Origin of the sequence: Streptomyces sp. NBC_00569 (assembly GCF_036345255.1) — a bacterium.
GTDB lineage: Bacteria > Actinomycetota > Actinomycetes > Streptomycetales > Streptomycetaceae > Streptomyces.
The window spans coordinates 5706110-5721021 of the sequence record NZ_CP107783.1 but is presented as its reverse complement, the minus strand read 5'-3'; the positions used below and the strand labels follow the sequence as shown (position 1 = coordinate 5721021).

The following is a 14912-nucleotide window of genomic DNA, read 5'->3' as shown; positions in this document are numbered from 1 at the left end:
CTCCACACCCGTAGCCGACCCGTAGCTGACTATCCGTCAGATTAACGGTAGCCTGACGCGCTGTCAGCAGACGGGACGATCGTGGTGGCATCACGACGCGCGGAGGTGGCTTGCGATGGCGGGGCTCAAGGACGCGACGGCCATAGTGGGGATCGGGCAGACGGCCTTCGGCAAACAACTCCCCGAGAGCGAGAAGACGTTGGCCTGCCGGGCGATTCTCGCCGCGCTCGACGACGCCGGGATCGCGCCGTCCGAGGTCGACGCCTTCGCCTCGTACACGATGGAGGAGACCGACGAGGTCGAGGTCGCCAAGGCCGTCGGCGCGGGGGACGTGACCTTCTTCAGCAAGGTGGGGTTCGGGGGCGGCGGGTCGTGCGCGACCGTCGCGCATCTGGCCGCCGCCGTAGCCACCGGGCAGGCGAGCGTCGGGGTCGCGTGGCGCTCGCGCAAGCGGGGGTCGGGGCCGCGCCCGTGGAAGAACACGACGGTCCAGCTGCCGACGCCGGCGCAGTGGACCCGCCCGTACGGGCTGCTGCGCCCCGCCGACGAGATAGCGATGCTCGCGCGGCGCTACATGCACGAGTACGGGGCTACCAGGGACCACCTCTTCAACGTCGCGCTCGCCTGCCGCAACCGCGCCAACCAGAACCCGGCCGCGATGATGTACGAGCGGCCGCTGACACGCGACATGTATATGACGGCCCGCATGATCAGCGAGCCGCTGTGCCTCTTCGACAACTGCCTTGAGACGGATGGCGCGCTGGCCTGCGTCATCGTCTCCGCCGAGCGGGCGCGCGACTGCCGCCAGAAGCCGGTGTACGTGCACTCCGTCGCGCAGGGGCTGCCGTCCCAGCATCACGGGATGGTCAACTACTGGAACGACGATCCGCTGACGGGGCCGGCATGGACCGCGGCCCGGCACCTGTGGAAACAGGCGGACTTCGGGCCGCAGGACGTGGACGTCGCGCAGATCTACGACGCGTTCACGCCGCTGATCCCGCTGTCCCTGGAGGGCTACGGGTTCTGCGGGCGCGGCGAGGGCGGCGCGTTCACGGAGGGCGGGGCGCTGGAGATCGGCGGACGGCTGCCGCTCAACACCGGCGGGGGCGGGCTCAGCGAGGCATACGTCCACGGCTTCAACCTGATCAACGAAGGCGTCAAACAACTGCGCGGCATCAGCACGGCGCAGGTACCGGGAGCGGGGACGTGCCTGGTGACGGCGGGCGAGGGGGTACCTACGTCGGCCTTGCTGCTGCGGGGGGCGTGAGGCGGAGTTGGACTCACCCATGACAAAAAGGGAAGTTGGATTGACCAATGACAGAATCTGAAATCTGTTATCTGTCACCTGTCATCGATGACGACGGTGCACCCTTCTGGCGCTACGCCGCCCAGTCCGAGCTCCGCATACAGGCCTGCGCCTCCCCCGCCTGCGGTGAGCTGCGCTTCCCGCCTCGGCCCTGCTGCCCGCACTGCGGGTCGTTCGAGAGCGAGTGGCGGCTCATGAACGGGCGGGGGCGGATCTGGTCCTATGTCGTCCCGCACCCGCCGCTGCTGCCCGCGTACGCCGCCGTCGCCCCGTACAACGCGATCATCGTCGAGCTGGCGGACGCGCCCCGGATCCGCCTCGTCGGGAATCTGGTCGCCTCCGCCGACGCGGCCCTGAACTCCGTCGACCCCGCGCGGCTGCGCATCGGCGCGAAGGTGCAGGTCGTCTTCACCGACATCGACGGTGTGACCATGCCGCGCTGGGTTCTGGAGCGGCCGTGAGCGTGCGCGTCGAGACCGACAAGGAGACCGGGGTCGCCGTCGTCACCCTCGACCGGCCCGAGCGCCACAACGCGATCGACCTGGCGACCGCCGACGAACTCACCGCCGCCTGGCGGGGGTTCAGGTTCGACGACACGGTGCGCGCCGTCGTCGTCACCGGCGCCGGCGAGCGGGCCTTCTGTACGGGCATCGACCGCGACGCCGAGGTGCCGCAGCCGCAGTCCCCGTACAGCATCGACGATCCGCTCGTCGCGGTCGGGCCCAAGGCCAACGATCTGTGGAAGCCCGTCGTCGCCGCCGTCAACGGGATGGCGTGCGGCGGGGCGTTCTATCTCATCGGCGAGAGCGAGTTCGTCGTCGCCGACGAGAGCGCCACGTTCTTCGACCCGCACACGACCTACGGCATGGTCAGCGCCTACGAGACCATCCACCTCGCCCAGCGCATGCCGTTCGGCGAGGTGGCACGGATGGCGCTCATGGGGACCGCCGAACGGATCTCGGCCCGGCGCGCGTACGAGACCGGGCTCGTGTCCGAACTGACCGCGCCCGGCGGCGCGTTGGCGGCATCGGTGCGCTGCGCCGAGACGATCGCGTCGTATCCGACCGAGGCCGTCCAGGGCACGGTGCGGGCGGTGTGGGCGGCCAAGGAGGCGGCGCGCACGCAGGCCCTCGCGCACGCGCCGCAGTTGATCGCCCTGGGCAATCTGCCTCCGGAGCGGCAGGCCGAGCTGTTCGCCGCGCGGCGGCCGGGCGGGTACCGGGTGCGGTGACCGGCGGGGAAGCAGGGCCTCAGCTCGTGGCCGGGGCTCCGTCGAGTTGGCAGTGGTCGATCGACTGGAGCAGGTCCGCGCCGCCGCCGGGCTTCACCTTGGCGACCTTGGTGCCGTTGGCCGGGACGGTGACGGACGTGCTGCCGTCGATGACGGTGATGTCGCTCGCGTCCTGGAAGTGAAGGGTGAGGTTGTAGCGGCCGTCCCGGCTGCCGCGGTTCCTGAGCTCGACGGTCGCGTACGGGGAGTCCTTGCCCGCGCACTTGAGGAGCTTCGCCGTGATGTCGGCGCTCCGGCCGCTCCCCGAGGTGCTGGAGGTGCTGGGGGTGCGGGTGGGGCGCCTGTTGTAGCTGCTGCCACCCGACGTGTAGCCCGAGGAGCCCGAGCTGGAGCTGCCGTACGAGTCGTCGTCATCGTCGTAACTCGAACCGCCTGTCGTGCTCGACGACGATCCGCTGTGGTTCTGCTTCGAGCTGGAGCAGCCGCCTCCACTACTACTGCTGCTGCTGTGTCCCCTGCTCTTGGACGACCCGTGGCCGCGGCCCGTCGAGAATCCGGTCAGTGCGAGTACGACCACGGCTGCCAGTGCCGTGAGCTTCAACCCTCGTCGCAGCATCCTTCTGCTCCCCCGAAAATATGGTGATCCGTGCGTTCCGTTCAGCGGCCCGACACCGTAGCAGCGCCGCGTGGCGAGGGGTGTGGTCCCGGCGTAGCGTCGGGACCGAGAGCCGAACCGGACCGCACTCAGGAGGCTGCGCATGGTCCGCAACGTCCTTGGGTCGATCCTCGCTCTCCTCGGAGCGACGGCCGCCGTTTCCAGCCCCTTCCGTGCGTGGTACGACGGCCGTCACGGGCGCTACTACCGCCTCGGTGACCTGTTCACGAGTACTGGAGTGACCGACGCCCGCACGCAGTTGTTCGGTTCCCTCCTCCTGCCCTTCGTGGTGGCCGCCGCGGTCACGCTGATCGGGGTCGTGCTGCGGTCGCGGCTGCTCGTCGCGTTCGCGGGCGTGGTGGTGCTGGCGTTCACGGTGCTGTGGATGGTGCGGGTGGGGCAGGCCGAGGGGCGGATGGTGGTGGCCGGTGACGGTTCCGGGCTCGGGCTCGGAGTGGCCGGCGCGGGCGTCGGCGGCGCACTGCTGCTGCTCGGCGCGGCCGTGATGAGCGGGCGGCAGAAGCGGCAGCCGCCGCTCCCCCCGTACGCGGACCAGGGGTACGCCGGTGACGCCGGCCCGGAGCCCACGCACTTCACCGACCCGGTGCCGCCCCCGGCGCCCACGCTCGACGGGCCCCAGCACACGCTGGAGGGCCCGATGCAGCCGTACGCCGAGCAGCCCCCGTACCCGGATCCCCCTTATGAGGAGCCCCCGTACGAGGACGAGCGGTACGACGAGACGGCGCCGTACGAGCAGCCGCGCGACCGGCCGACCGAGCCCTACGAGCAGCCGGGCCGGCCGCCCCGCGACCGGCCGACCGACGGGCCGACCGACAGGCCCTAGCGCGCCGAAGCCGTCCCGGTGCCCTTTTCCGCGTCCAGTGCGTACACACAGCGGTCCTTGCTGCACGCGTACACCACGCCGTCCTTGACGACGGGTGCGCCGGTGATCTCGCCGCCCGTGGCGAGCTTCCAGCGGAGGCGGCCGTCGTCGGCCTTGAGGGTGTAGAGGAGATGGTCGGTGGCGCCGAAGTGGATGCGGTTGTCGGCGACCACGGGCGAGCCGACGACCTCGCCGCCCGCCTGGAAGCGCCACTTGGGCGTGCCGGTGACGGCGTCGAGGGTGTAGAGGCCCTGGCCGCTGCCCACGTGGACGTGGCCGTGCGAGACGAGGACCGGTTCGACGGAGGAGGGGCGGGGTTCCGTCGCGATGCGCCAGCGATCGCGGCCGTCGGTGGCGTCGAGGGCGTAGACGGTGCCGAGGTGGTCGGCGAGGTAGACGCCGCCGCCGGTGACGGCGGGCCCGGGGGCGAAGGCGGGCGGACAGAGGAACACGGCGGGCGCCTCGAAGTGCCAGCGGACATGGCCGCTCACGACGTCGACGGCCAGGACGCGGGTGCCGGCGGCCACGTAGACGTAGCCGTCGGAGGCCTGGGTGAGCCGGACGGGGACGCCGCCGCAGGAGGCCGCGTCGCCGATCGGGTACGACCAGCGCTCCTCGCCGGTACGGGCCTCCAGCGCGCGCAGCCGGGCGTCCTGCCAGACGTAGACGGTGCCGTCGTGGATGACGGGTCCGGCCTCGGGGGACTCGAAGTCGGTCTGGGCGCCGGTGATCTCCCACAGCTTGTCGCCGTTGACGGCTTCCCAGGCCTGGACGCCGCCGCCGCGGGTGCCGGTGACGACGGTGCCGCGGTCGGCCTTGAGGGAGTACACCCAGGCGTCGGTCTGGAGCCGCCACAGGTCGTGTCCCTCGCGGGCGTCGAGCGCGTAGAGGGTGGGGCCGTCGGAGGCGTGGATCCGGCCGTCGGCGACGGCCATGGACCAGGCGACGTCGCGCGTCTTGAAGCGGCGTCGGCCGGTGGACACGTCGAGCGCGTGTACCTCGAAAGAGGTCACGTAGACGAGGTCGCCGGCCACGGACGGGGTGCCCCACACGTCGTTCGACATGCGGAAGCGCCAGGGGCGCCAGGCGGCGCCCGCCTCGGGGGCCGGGGCGGGGACCACGGGATCGGGGGTGCCGTTGACGCCGGTCTTGGGGCGGGACCAGGACGCGGCGAGGCCGGCGTCGGCGGGCGGTGCCTTCACGGCGGCGGCGCGGGCGTCGGCGACGCGCGGGCCGGGGCCGATCGGCACCTTCACTCCGGCCAGGCGCACGGGCCCGGCGTCGGGTGCGAGGCCCGCGGTGGCGGCGACCGGTCCGGGGGCGGGCTCGGGGCGCCAGCCGCCGGTGCCGGGGGCGTGGGACGGGGGCGGGCCGGGGGGCTGCGCGGGCATGGCCGGCATGGGGCCGGGGCCGCCGCCGTGCACGCCACGGCCGCCGCTGCCGCCGCGGCCGGGTCCGCTGCTCTTGACCGGGGGCCGTCCGCCCCTGCGCTCCTCGATGAGAGCGACGGAGCGCTCGGGGAGCCAGGCGGACGCGGTGCCGCTGTCGTCGCTGCCGGAGCCGAAGAGGTGCGGGGCGAGCTGGGCCTGGAGGTCCGCGGGCGAGGGCCGCAGCGGGGCCTCCATCTTCATGCAGGACTCGATGAGGGGCCGCAGTTCGGCGGGCAGCCCTTCGGTGTCGGGGCCTTCGCGCAGCAGCATGAAGACGGTCTCGACGGGGTTGGCGCCGTGGAAGGGGGCGTGTCCGGTGGCGGCGAAGACGAGGGTGGAGCCGAGGGAGAAGACGTCGGAGGCCCCGGTGACGCTCCGGGAGTCCTTGGCCTGCTCGGGCGACATGTAGGCGGGGGTGCCGACGGCGACGTTCGTCATGGTCAGGCGGGTGTTGGAGACACCGGAGGCGATACCGAAGTCGATGACGCGGGGGCCGTCCTCGACGACGAGCACGTTCGACGGCTTCAGGTCGCGGTGGACGAGGCCCGCGCCGTGGATGGACTGGAGGGCCTCGGCGATTCCGGCGGCGAGCCAGCGCACCGCCTGGGCCGGCAGCGGCCCGCACTCGTTCACTATTTCTTCGAGGGAGGGCGCGGGGACGTAGGCGGTGGCGAGCCACGGCACGGCGGCGCGCGGGTCGGCGTCGACGACGGCTGCCGTGTAGAAGCCGGATACGGCGCGGGCCGCCTCGACCTCGCGGGTGAAGCGGACGCGGAAGAGCTGGTCCTCGGCGAGTTCGGTCCGCACGGTCTTGATCGCCACGCGCCGGCCTGATGCCGAGCGCGCGAGATAGACGAGTCCCATGCCGCCGGCGCCTAGCCGTCCCAGGACCTCGAACGGGCCGATCCGCCTCGGATCGTGCTGCGTCAGCTGATCCACCACTTGCCTGCCTCCCCGTACGGGACCGGGTCGCTGTGCACAGTCCCCGCTCAGCGTCTCACCACCGAAGCGCTACGGCGGCACGCACCCCGATTCTTCCTGTACGGGGCTCCGGTTGCGAACCCGGGGGCAAATCGGGGTGTCACGGGAGAGGTGCCGCATTACGGGTGGTTTCCGCGGGGCCGGAAGGGGGCCGGCAGGGAAGCGGGAGGGGCCTGTTCAGCCCTGGTGGACGGCGAAGGCGGCGCCCTGGTTGTCGGTGAGGACGGCCACGCGCCCGCGCGGGGTGTCGAACGGTTCATCCTTCACGCGGCCGCCGAGGCGGGTGGCGGCGTCGGCCGTGGCCTCGCAGTCGGTGACGGCGAAGTGGACGAGGAAGTGGGCCGGGGCGTTGCCGGTGGCGGATATGCCGAGGTCAGCGGCGCCCTGCCGCAGGACCGACGCGTAGAAGGGGGCGACGGCCGTCCTGTCGCGTGCGTGGAGCTCGGTGCGGCGGAACGTCCCGGGTTCCCCTCGGGTCTCGAAGCCGGTGTGGGTGCCGGCCTGCCAGAGGCCGAAGACGGTTCCCTCGGGGTCGGCGGCGAGCGCCATGGTCCCGAAGGGGCCGATGGAGAGGGGTTCGACGAGGAGGTGTCCGCCGCGGTCCCTTACGGCGGAGGCGACGGTCTCGGCGTCGCGGGCCCTGAAGTAGACGGTCCAGCCGGTGGGCGTGCGCCCGTCGCGGTCCGGGGCGAGGGCTGCGACGTTCCTTCCGCCGATGTAGGCCTGGGTGTAGTAGCCGTACTCGGCGCCCGCGCCCTCGTCGAAGGTCCAGCCGAAGAGGTCGCCGTAGAAGCGCTTGCCCGACTCCACGTCGGGGAGCGCGGCGTCGGCCCAGCAGGGGGCGCCTTCGGCGAACTCCATCGGCGTGCGTCCTTCCTGTTCACCTGCCGTATGCGGGTGTGCCGTCCGTGACCGCGGGGAGGGGTGTCCCCTGGGTGGCAGGGTGTCGCGTCCGGGGGCCGTCGGCACGGCTAATTCGAACACTTGGCCAATTTTATCCACCGGGTTTTCCACAGGCTGTTGATAACTTGCACGGCCCCACCGGCCCCCACATGCGCAAAAGCCCCGGGCGACCCCTCATCAACCCATGTGCCGGAGCCCCCAACCCCATTTGCAGTCGGCCGAATCGCGCTCCGATCACCCCTCGGTAAGCTGACGGCATGACAGGACAAGTACGTACCGTCGACGGCCGTGTGGCCGGGCGGCGTGGTCAGGCGACGCGTCAGAAGCTGCTCGAGTGCCTCGGCGAGATGCTCAGCTCCTCGCCGTACCGGGACGTCAAAGTCATTGATGTGGCCCGGAAGGCAGGCACTTCACCGGCGACCTTCTACCAGTATTTCCCGGACGTCGAGGGCGCCGTTCTGGAGATCGCCGAGCAAATGGCCGCGGAGGGCGCCGGGTTGACCCAGCTCCTCGAGGGCCGCTCATGGGTCGGCAAGGCCGGCTGGCAGACCTCGCAGGAACTCGTCGACGGATTCCTCGAGTTCTGGCGGAAGAACGATGCGATCCTGCGCGTCGTCGACCTCGGCGCGGCCGAGGGCGACAAGCGCTTCTACAAGATCCGCATGAAGATCCTGAACTCCGTGAACAACTCCCTTACGGACACGGTCAAGGAGCTCCAGGCCAAGGGCAAGGTCGACAAGGACGTGAGCCCCGCCGCGATGGCCGGTTCGCTCGTCGCGATGCTCGCGGCGGTGGCCTCGCACCAGAAGGGCTTCCAGACCTGGGGCGTCAAGCAGGCCGAACTCAAGCCCAATCTGGCCCTGTTGGTGCACCTCGGCGTCACCGGCAAGAAGCCGACGAAGTAGCCCTGGAGCGTTCCTCCGGGGTTTTCCAGTTCCTGTCGAGCAGCGGCGGTTCGCGTGTCACGTGAGCCGCCGCTGTTGCAGTTCCATCCCCTGGGTCCGCCCTATCGGCGTGCCAGCCGGAAGAGCCTGATCTCCCGTTCCACCCTCGCCTGGTACGTCGCGTAGGGCGGCCAGAACTTCAGCACCGCCGCCCAGGCCTCCTCCCGCTCGGCGGAGTCGAGCAGCCGCGCGGTGACCGGGATGTCCTCGCCCTTCCAGTTGATGTCGGCGTCCGGATGGGCCAGCAGGTTCGCCGTCCAGGCGGGATGTCCCGGGCGGCCGAAGTTGGACCCGATCAGCAGCCAGGTGCCGGCCTCCCTCTCGGGCATGCACGCGAGTGGCGTACGCCGTGGGAGTCCGCTCTTCGCGCCCTGCGCCGTGAGGATGACCCCCGGCAGCATCTGGGCGCTGAGCAGCACCTTTCCCCGGGTGAGCCGGTGCACGGTGCGGTCCATCGCGGGGATGAAGTGGGGGGCGACGCGGGCGAAGGCGCGGGTCGACGAGACCTTCTGCAGCAGTCTTGCTCCGGGTGGTGCCATCAGGCCGTCGCCTCCTGGCGGGTGAAGAGCTCGGCGGATTCCGCGGCGCGGGCGCGCAGCAGGTGGACGGGTCCGAAGAGCAGTTCGTCGCCGGTCGCGCGCTTGAGGTAGAGGTGGGCGTCGTGCTCCCAGGTGAAACCGATGCCGCCGTGCAGCTGGACAGCCTCGGACGCGGCGGTGCGCAGCGCTTCCAGCGCCTGGGCGAGGGCGAGGCCGCCCGTCCGTTCCCCGCCCCCGGCGCCCGCGGACCAGGCCGCGTAGTACGCCGCGGAGCGCGCCGCCTGCACCTGGACGTAGACGTCCGCGAGGCGGTGCTTGACCGCCTGGAAGGAGCCGATGGGCCGCCCGAACTGCTCGCGCCCGCGTACATGCTCGACGGTCCGCTCCAGGGCGCGCTCGGCGGCGCCGACGGCTTCCGCGGCGAGCACGGTCGCGGCCGCGTCGCCCATGGCCGCCAGGGCCGCGGCCACCTCGTCGCCTTCGCCGGAGCCCAGCAACTCGGCTGCCACGTCCCGCAGTTCGACCCGGGCGCGGGGGCGTGTCTCGTCGAGGGACGTCCGACGGGTCCTGACGACGCCCTCCGCGTCGCCGCGCACGAGGAAGAGCAGGGTGCGTGAGCGGGCGAAGCCGCCGGTGTGCGCGGCGACGACCAGGAGGCCGGCGCTGTGCCCGTCGAGGACCTGGTCGGCCTGTCCGTACAGGCGCCAGTCACCGTCGTGGCGGTCGCCCTGCCTGGCCTGGACGCCGCCCGCGCGGCCGCCACCCGACCAGTCGCCGCGGTTGTCGCCGGTCAGGCCGAGCGCGGTGGCGAGGCTCTCGCCGGGGACGGCGAGCGTCGCGGTCAGGGTGCCCGACGCGATGCGGGGCAGCAGTTCGGCACGCTGCGCCTCGGCGCCGAGGGCGAGGACGAGCGGGGCGGCGAGCGCCGCGGTGGCGAGGAGCGGGGAGGGAGCCAGGGCGCGGCCCGACTCCTCGCAGGCCAGGGCGAGTTCGGTGGTGGCGCAGCCGACCCCGCCGTATCGCTCGGGGAGCGCCAGGCCGGGCAGGCCGAGTTCGCCGCCGAGGGCCGACCACAGGGCCGGGTCGTAGCCGGCGGGGGTGGCGACGGCGGCCTTGACGTCCTCGGGGCCGCAGCGTTTGTTCATGAGTTCGTGCAGGGTGCGGCGGATCTCGTCCTGTTCCGCGGTGAAGGCGGCGTCCATACGGGCTCCTCCCCGGGGCCCGGCGACCCCGGAACCCCTGCTCTGACGGGGCGTCATGTTAGGGCGGCGGGGGCGGGAATCACAGAGATGTGCACAGAGAGAGCGTCTGGCGGATCAGGCGATCTGATGTACCGTCAGATTCATGACTGCCGCACTTCACGGTTCCCGCCGGGTCGCCATCGCCGGCATCGCCCTCTCCGACTGCGGCCGCGTGGACGAGGCCACTCCGTACGCCCTGCACGCCCAGGCCGCCCGCCGCGCCGTCGCCGACGCCGGGCTCACCCCCGATGTCGTCGACGGGTTCGCCAGCGCGGGCCTCGGCATCCTCGCGCCGGTCGAGGTCGCCGAGTATCTCGGCCTCAAGCCCCGCTGGGTGGACTCGACCTCGGTCGGCGGCTCCACCTGGGAGGTCATGGCGGCGCACGCCGCGGACGCCATCGCCCAGGGCCACGCGCGCGCCGTCCTGCTCGTCTACGGATCGACGGCCCGCGCCGACATCAAGGCCCGGCGGCGCACGTCGAACCTGAGCTTCGGCGCCCGCGGACCGCTCCAGTTCGAGGTGCCGTACGGGCACTCGCTGATCGCCAAGTACGCGATGGCGGCGCGGCGCCACATGCACGAGTACGGCACGACCCTGGAGCAGCTCGCCGAGGTCGCCGTGCAGGCGCGGGCGAACGCGGCGCTGAACCCCGAGGCCATGTTCCGCGACCCCGTCACCGTGGACGACGTGCTCGACGGGCCGATGATCGCGGACCCGTTCACGAAACTGCACTGCTGCATACGCTCGGACGGCGGCGCCGCCGTGCTGCTCGTCGCCGAGGACCTGCTGCCCGACTGCGCCAGGTCCCCGGTGTGGGTGCTCGGTTCGGGCGAGTACGTGTCGCACACGACCATGTCCGAGTGGGACGACTTCACCGTGTCCCCGGCGGCCGTCAGCGGGAAGCTCGCCTTCGAGCGGGCGGGCGTCACACCCGACGAGATCGACCTCGCGGAGATCTACGACGCCTTCACCTACATGACGCTGGTGACGCTGGAGGATCTGGGGTTCTGCGCGAAGGGCGAAGGCGGATCGTTCGTGGAGAAGGGGCGGCTGCTGCGGGACGGCGGGCTCCCGACGAACACGGACGGCGGCGGACTGTCGGCCCAACACCCAGGAATGCGCGGGCTGTTCCTGCTGGTGGAGGCGGTGCGGCAGCTGCGGGGCGAGGCCGGGGAGCGCCAGGTGCGCAAGGCGGGCGGGCGGCTTCCGCGGCTCGCGGTGGCGTCCGGTACGGGCGGATGGTTCTGCTCGTCGGGAACGGTGGTGCTCGGTACGTCCTGAGGCCGCCATAAGAAACCGGAAATCGGCACAACAAATTTGCAATTTCAATAAACCGATCGCGGACCGCTCGACCTGCCGCGTCATAAACAACCCGGAACCTGTTATTTCGGATGCGCAGTTTCCGTAGGGCATGATCCTGAGTAGGGTGCTCCCCGTCATCCGTACGGAAAGCAGAACAGTGGCAGGGGAGCATGACCGCCGGCTCGTTCGAAGGACAGTACGTCTGGCATCCCGCCGCCGACGACCGAGAGCTGGCCAGGGCCTGCACGGATTTACGGGCGGGCCGCTACTTCGGCGCCCACTCGGTCCTCAAGGAGACGCACGGCGACTTCGGACTGCGCGCCCACCGCTCCCTCGTCCTCGCCTCCGTCGCCGCCGACTCCGACCTCGCGGAACGCTGGCTCGAGGAGGAGCCAGGCCCCGACGCCGCCCTGCTGTGGGCGCGCGTCGCCGTGTTCCGGACCCTGCGCGCGGCCCAGTCGCACGACCGGCGCATCGGTGCGCTCGGGCGGATAGCGCTCGCCGCCTGCGACCGGGCCGCGGACCTCTCGCCCAAGGACCCCACCCCGTGGGCCGCCCGGCTCTCCCTGGCCCGCCTCCAGCGGCCCCGCGACCGCGCGCCGCAGGGCCTGCTCACCGAACCCCGCGGCCCCTGGGCCCAGTTCGAGCACGTCACGCGCCTCGACCCCTGGCACCGCGAGGCCCACCACCAGTTCCTCGCGTTCTTCTTCACCCGGCACGGCGGCAGCGCGAACGCGGCCTGGGACGTGGCCGCGTATCTGAGCCAGCGCGCCCCGGCCTCGTCCCCGCTGCGCCTGCTGCCCCTGGTCACCCTCGTCGAGGGCCACAACCCGGCGCACCTCCTCGCCGAGCACACCTGGGACCAGCCGCAGTGGAAGGCGACGGCGCTCGGCGCGTACCGGAACTGGCTGCCGCAGGTGGCCGGTTACCGCTTCACCCCGGTCCTCGACCTGGCGTATCTGGCCCATGCCCTGCACATGGCGCAGTGCGCCTTCGAGGCGCGGGCGGTGTTCATGGCCATGGGCCCGTACGCGTCCCGGATGCCCTGGAGCGTCTTCGGCGACCCCGAGGAACAGCTCAGCAGGGCGCGGCGCGCGTGCGGCCTGCCGGTCCCCCACAGCACCTGACCCCCGCCCGCCCCCACAGGTTTCGGAAATTCCCCCCACCGGAAGGCCGAGGTTGTGTCCGACCCCCTGACCAGCGCACCCACTCCCCCCACGTCCCCCAGCAGATCCGGGCGGCCCGCCGCCGCGCTCGACGACGACGCGACGCTGCACGCGATGGGCTACCCGCGGAAGCTGACCCGGCGCTTCAAGGCGTTCGACAATTTCGCGATTTCCTTCACGATCATCAACATCATCTCCGGCATCTTCTCCTCCTTCGGGTTCGGAATGAACGCCGGCGGGCCGCGCATTCTCGTGTTCGGCTGGATAGCCGTCGCGGCCATGGTGCTTTTCGTCGGAGCGTCGATGGCCGAAATTGCATCGGCGTATCCGACGAGCGGAGCGCTCTATTTCTCGGCGGGCAAGCTGGCGAAACGGCACAAGGGCGCCTGGTCCTGGTACACGGGCTGGCTGAATTTCGTGGGACAGGTCGGCGGGACCGCGGCGACGGGCTACGCCGCGGCGACGTTCATCCAGGCGTTCCTCGTCATGCAGTGGCCGTCGTACCACGCGACGGCGCAGCAGACGGTCCTCATCACGGCGGTGATCCTGCTGCTCCAGGCGCTCGCCAACACGTACACGGTGCAGCTGGTGGCGCTGGTCAACCGGATCTCCGTGTGGTGGCTCCTCATCGGCATGGTGGTCATCGTCGTCGCGCTGATCGCCGTACCGGACCACCACCAGTCGGCGTCGGTCGTCACGCAGTTCACCAACAACACCGGCTTCTCCAACGGGATTTACGCGGCTCTGCTCGGCCTCCTCGTGACCAGCTGGACGTTCACCGGCTTCGACGGCAGTTTCCACATGTCGGAGGAGACGGTCCAGGCGACGGTCAACGCGCCGAAGGGCATCATGCGGTCGATCGGCTACTCCGCCGTCACCGGCCTGATCCTGATGCTGGCCCTCGTCTTCGCGATCGGCGACTACGCGGCGGAGGCGAGCGCGTCGGCGCCGCCCGTGCAGATCCTCATCGACGCGCTCGGCATGACGACGGCGAAGCTCCTGCTGCTGATCGTGATCGGCTCGATGCTGTTCTGCGGCCTGGCCAACATGACGAGCAACACCCGCCAGATCTTCGCCTTCTCGCGTGACGGCGCCATGCCGGGCTCGCGCTGGTGGCACTCGGTCTCCTCGCGCACGCGCACGCCCGTGAAGGCCGTGTGGCTCGCGGCGGCCTGCTCGCTGGTCCTCGTGGTGCCGGGCTGGTGGTCGCACACGGCGTTCACCGCGATCGTGAGCGTCAACGTCGTGGGTCTCTACCTCGCGTACGCCGTTCCGATCTATCTGCGCCTGCGCCACGACGACTTCCAGCAGGGGCCGTGGAACCTGGGCCGCTGGGGCAGGCCGGTGGCCGCGGTCGCGGTGGTCTGGATCGTGGCGAGCAGCGTCCTGTTCATGCTGCCGCAGGCGTCCCCGATCAACGCGACGTCGTTCAACTACGCGCCGATCGCGCTGGTCGCCGTCCTCGTGATCGCGACGGTGTGGTGGTTCGCGACGGCGCGCCGCCGCTTCCAGGGACCGGTCAGTTACGGCAGCCCGGACGAGGTCGCGGCGATGGACCTGATCTGACGGGCCTCGCCTGACGGGCCTGACCCGTCCGGCGTACGGGTCGCCCCGCCTTCCGGACGTACCGGTCGGCGGGGTGTTCGCGTTCACCGCCAGAATCGGTGCATGCCGGAACTGCGAGAGATCCTGAAGTCCCTGCGCGTCTGGGACACCGAACTGCCCGACTTCGACCCGTCCGCGGCCCCGTCCGCCCCGCTGCCGCTCTTCGTCGAGTGGTTCGCCGAGGCCGTCGCCGCCGGCCAGACGGAGCCGCACACCCCGTCCCTGGCCACGGTGGACGGCGACGGCCTGCCCGACGTCCGTACCGTGATGCTGCACGGCGCCGACGAGAACGGATTCCACTTCGCGTCCCACGCGGGCAGCGCCAAGGGCCGCCAGCTCGCGGCGCACCCGCAGGCCGCGCTCGGCTTCTACTGGCCGGCGCGGGGCCGCCAGATCCGCGTACGCGGTGATGTCACCGCTCAGTCGCCCGAGGTGAGCCAGGCCGACCTCCACGTCCGCTCGACGGGAGCCCTGGCGGCGGCCCTGGTCGGCCACCAGAGCGAGGTCCTCGGCTCGCAGGAGGAACTGGAGTCGGCCTCGGCCGCCGCCTGGGAGCGCGCGCAGGCCGACCCGACGGCCCCCGCCTCGACCTGGACGGCCTACGCGCTGGCGCCGCGCGAGGTGGAGTTCTTCCAGGGCGACGCCCGCCGCCGCCACATCCGCCTCAGGTACCGCTCCACAGGGACGGGCTGGGTGCGGGAGCTGCTCTGGCCGTGACCGGCGGC

At 71.6% G+C, this 14912-nt stretch carries 14 protein-coding genes; 9 read left to right on the top strand and 5 right to left on the bottom strand.

The genetic code is table 11. The annotated features are described in order from the left end of the window. Positions 1-115: 115 nt before the first annotated feature. The 3 genes from OHO83_RS25850 to OHO83_RS25840 are packed head-to-tail and all read left to right on the top strand — an operon-like array spanning position 116 to position 2537. Positions 116-1267 (top strand): lipid-transfer protein, encoded by a 1152-nt coding sequence (locus OHO83_RS25850; protein ID WP_266671585.1) that lies wholly within the window; start codon positions 116-118, stop codon positions 1265-1267. Between the two features lie 47 nt (positions 1268-1314). Continuing rightward, positions 1315-1767, top strand: a complete 453-nt coding sequence (locus OHO83_RS25845; RefSeq protein WP_266671587.1) for a Zn-ribbon domain-containing OB-fold protein — start codon at positions 1315-1317, stop codon at positions 1765-1767. Further along, positions 1764-2537 (top strand): enoyl-CoA hydratase/isomerase family protein, encoded by a 774-nt coding sequence (locus OHO83_RS25840; RefSeq protein WP_266671589.1) that lies wholly within the window; start codon positions 1764-1766, stop codon positions 2535-2537. Before OHO83_RS25845 ends, OHO83_RS25840 begins: the two co-directional genes overlap by 4 nt. A 19-nt stretch (positions 2538-2556) precedes the next feature. On the opposite strand, the gene OHO83_RS25835 is transcribed toward OHO83_RS25840, so the two are convergent. Beyond that, positions 2557-3153 (bottom strand): hypothetical protein, encoded by a 597-nt coding sequence (locus OHO83_RS25835; RefSeq protein WP_266671591.1) that lies wholly within the window; start codon positions 3151-3153, stop codon positions 2557-2559. 142 nt (positions 3154-3295) lie between these two features. Here OHO83_RS25835 and OHO83_RS25830 point away from each other — a divergent pair, with 142 nt between their 5' ends. Beyond that, complete coding sequence (locus OHO83_RS25830; protein ID WP_266671593.1) at positions 3296-4036, top strand: hypothetical protein; 741 nt, start codon at positions 3296-3298, stop codon at positions 4034-4036. On the opposite strand, the gene OHO83_RS25825 is transcribed toward OHO83_RS25830, so the two are convergent. Both OHO83_RS25825 and OHO83_RS25820 read right to left on the bottom strand, forming a co-directional pair. After that, positions 4033-6447 carry an outer membrane protein assembly factor BamB family protein gene (locus tag OHO83_RS25825; RefSeq protein ID WP_266671595.1) on the bottom strand — a complete coding sequence of 805 codons (2415 nt, stop codon included), beginning with the start codon at positions 6445-6447 and terminating at the stop codon, positions 4033-4035. The two genes, OHO83_RS25830 and OHO83_RS25825, sit on opposite strands and share 4 nt — an antisense overlap. Positions 6448-6663: 216 nt before the next feature. Next, positions 6664-7347 (bottom strand): VOC family protein, encoded by a 684-nt coding sequence (locus OHO83_RS25820; RefSeq protein ID WP_266671597.1) that lies wholly within the window; start codon positions 7345-7347, stop codon positions 6664-6666. 299 nt (positions 7348-7646) lie between these two features. On the opposite strand from OHO83_RS25820, the gene OHO83_RS25815 reads away from it, so the two are divergent. Further along, positions 7647-8294: a TetR family transcriptional regulator gene (locus OHO83_RS25815; RefSeq protein WP_116512450.1), complete on the top strand. Its 648-nt coding sequence runs from the start codon at positions 7647-7649 to the stop codon at positions 8292-8294. A gap of 101 nt (positions 8295-8395) precedes the next feature. Here the strand turns inward: OHO83_RS25815 and OHO83_RS25810 are convergent, their stop codons facing one another. Further along, positions 8396-8872, bottom strand: coding sequence for a nitroreductase family deazaflavin-dependent oxidoreductase (locus tag OHO83_RS25810; RefSeq protein WP_266671600.1), 477 nt, complete (start codon positions 8870-8872; stop codon positions 8396-8398). Continuing rightward, a complete protein-coding gene (locus OHO83_RS25805) occupies positions 8872-10074 on the bottom strand; it encodes an acyl-CoA dehydrogenase family protein (RefSeq protein WP_266671602.1) in 1203 nt (400 codons plus the stop codon). Before OHO83_RS25805 ends, OHO83_RS25810 begins: the two co-directional genes overlap by 1 nt. Positions 10075-10216: 142 nt before the next feature. On the opposite strand from OHO83_RS25805, the gene OHO83_RS25800 reads away from it, so the two are divergent. From OHO83_RS25800 to OHO83_RS25785, 4 genes are all read left to right on the top strand, one after another. Continuing rightward, on the top strand, positions 10217-11395 hold the full coding sequence (locus OHO83_RS25800; protein ID WP_266671604.1) for a thiolase C-terminal domain-containing protein: 1179 nt from the start codon (positions 10217-10219) through the stop codon (positions 11393-11395). A 191-nt stretch (positions 11396-11586) separates the two neighbouring features. Further along, positions 11587-12543: a hypothetical protein gene (locus OHO83_RS25795; RefSeq protein ID WP_266671606.1), complete on the top strand. Its 957-nt coding sequence runs from the start codon at positions 11587-11589 to the stop codon at positions 12541-12543. Positions 12544-12696: 153 nt separating this feature from the next. Beyond that, positions 12697-14148, top strand: a complete 1452-nt coding sequence (locus tag OHO83_RS25790; protein WP_266676430.1) for an amino acid permease — start codon at positions 12697-12699, stop codon at positions 14146-14148. 102 nt (positions 14149-14250) lie between these two features. After that, positions 14251-14904: a pyridoxine/pyridoxamine 5'-phosphate oxidase gene (locus OHO83_RS25785; protein ID WP_266671608.1), complete on the top strand. Its 654-nt coding sequence runs from the start codon at positions 14251-14253 to the stop codon at positions 14902-14904. Positions 14905-14912: the final 8 nt, after the last annotated feature.

Coding starts and splice junctions, on each gene's coding strand:
- OHO83_RS25810 (WP_266671600.1), bottom strand. CDS start 8,872: ATGGCACCACCCGGAGCAAGACTGCTGCAGAAGGTCTCGTCGACCCGC.
- OHO83_RS25815 (WP_116512450.1), top strand. CDS start 7,647: ATGACAGGACAAGTACGTACCGTCGACGGCCGTGTGGCCGGGCGGCGT.
- OHO83_RS25805 (WP_266671602.1), bottom strand. CDS start 10,074: ATGGACGCCGCCTTCACCGCGGAACAGGACGAGATCCGCCGCACCCTG.
- OHO83_RS25800 (WP_266671604.1), top strand. CDS start 10,217: ATGACTGCCGCACTTCACGGTTCCCGCCGGGTCGCCATCGCCGGCATC.
- OHO83_RS25820 (WP_266671597.1), bottom strand. CDS start 7,347: ATGGAGTTCGCCGAAGGCGCCCCCTGCTGGGCCGACGCCGCGCTCCCC.
- OHO83_RS25790 (WP_266676430.1), top strand. CDS start 12,697: ATGGGCTACCCGCGGAAGCTGACCCGGCGCTTCAAGGCGTTCGACAAT.
- OHO83_RS25795 (WP_266671606.1), top strand. CDS start 11,587: ATGACCGCCGGCTCGTTCGAAGGACAGTACGTCTGGCATCCCGCCGCC.
- OHO83_RS25785 (WP_266671608.1), top strand. CDS start 14,251: ATGCCGGAACTGCGAGAGATCCTGAAGTCCCTGCGCGTCTGGGACACC.
- OHO83_RS25830 (WP_266671593.1), top strand. CDS start 3,296: ATGGTCCGCAACGTCCTTGGGTCGATCCTCGCTCTCCTCGGAGCGACG.
- OHO83_RS25845 (WP_266671587.1), top strand. CDS start 1,315: ATGACAGAATCTGAAATCTGTTATCTGTCACCTGTCATCGATGACGAC.
- OHO83_RS25850 (WP_266671585.1), top strand. CDS start 116: ATGGCGGGGCTCAAGGACGCGACGGCCATAGTGGGGATCGGGCAGACG.
- OHO83_RS25835 (WP_266671591.1), bottom strand. CDS start 3,153: ATGCTGCGACGAGGGTTGAAGCTCACGGCACTGGCAGCCGTGGTCGTA.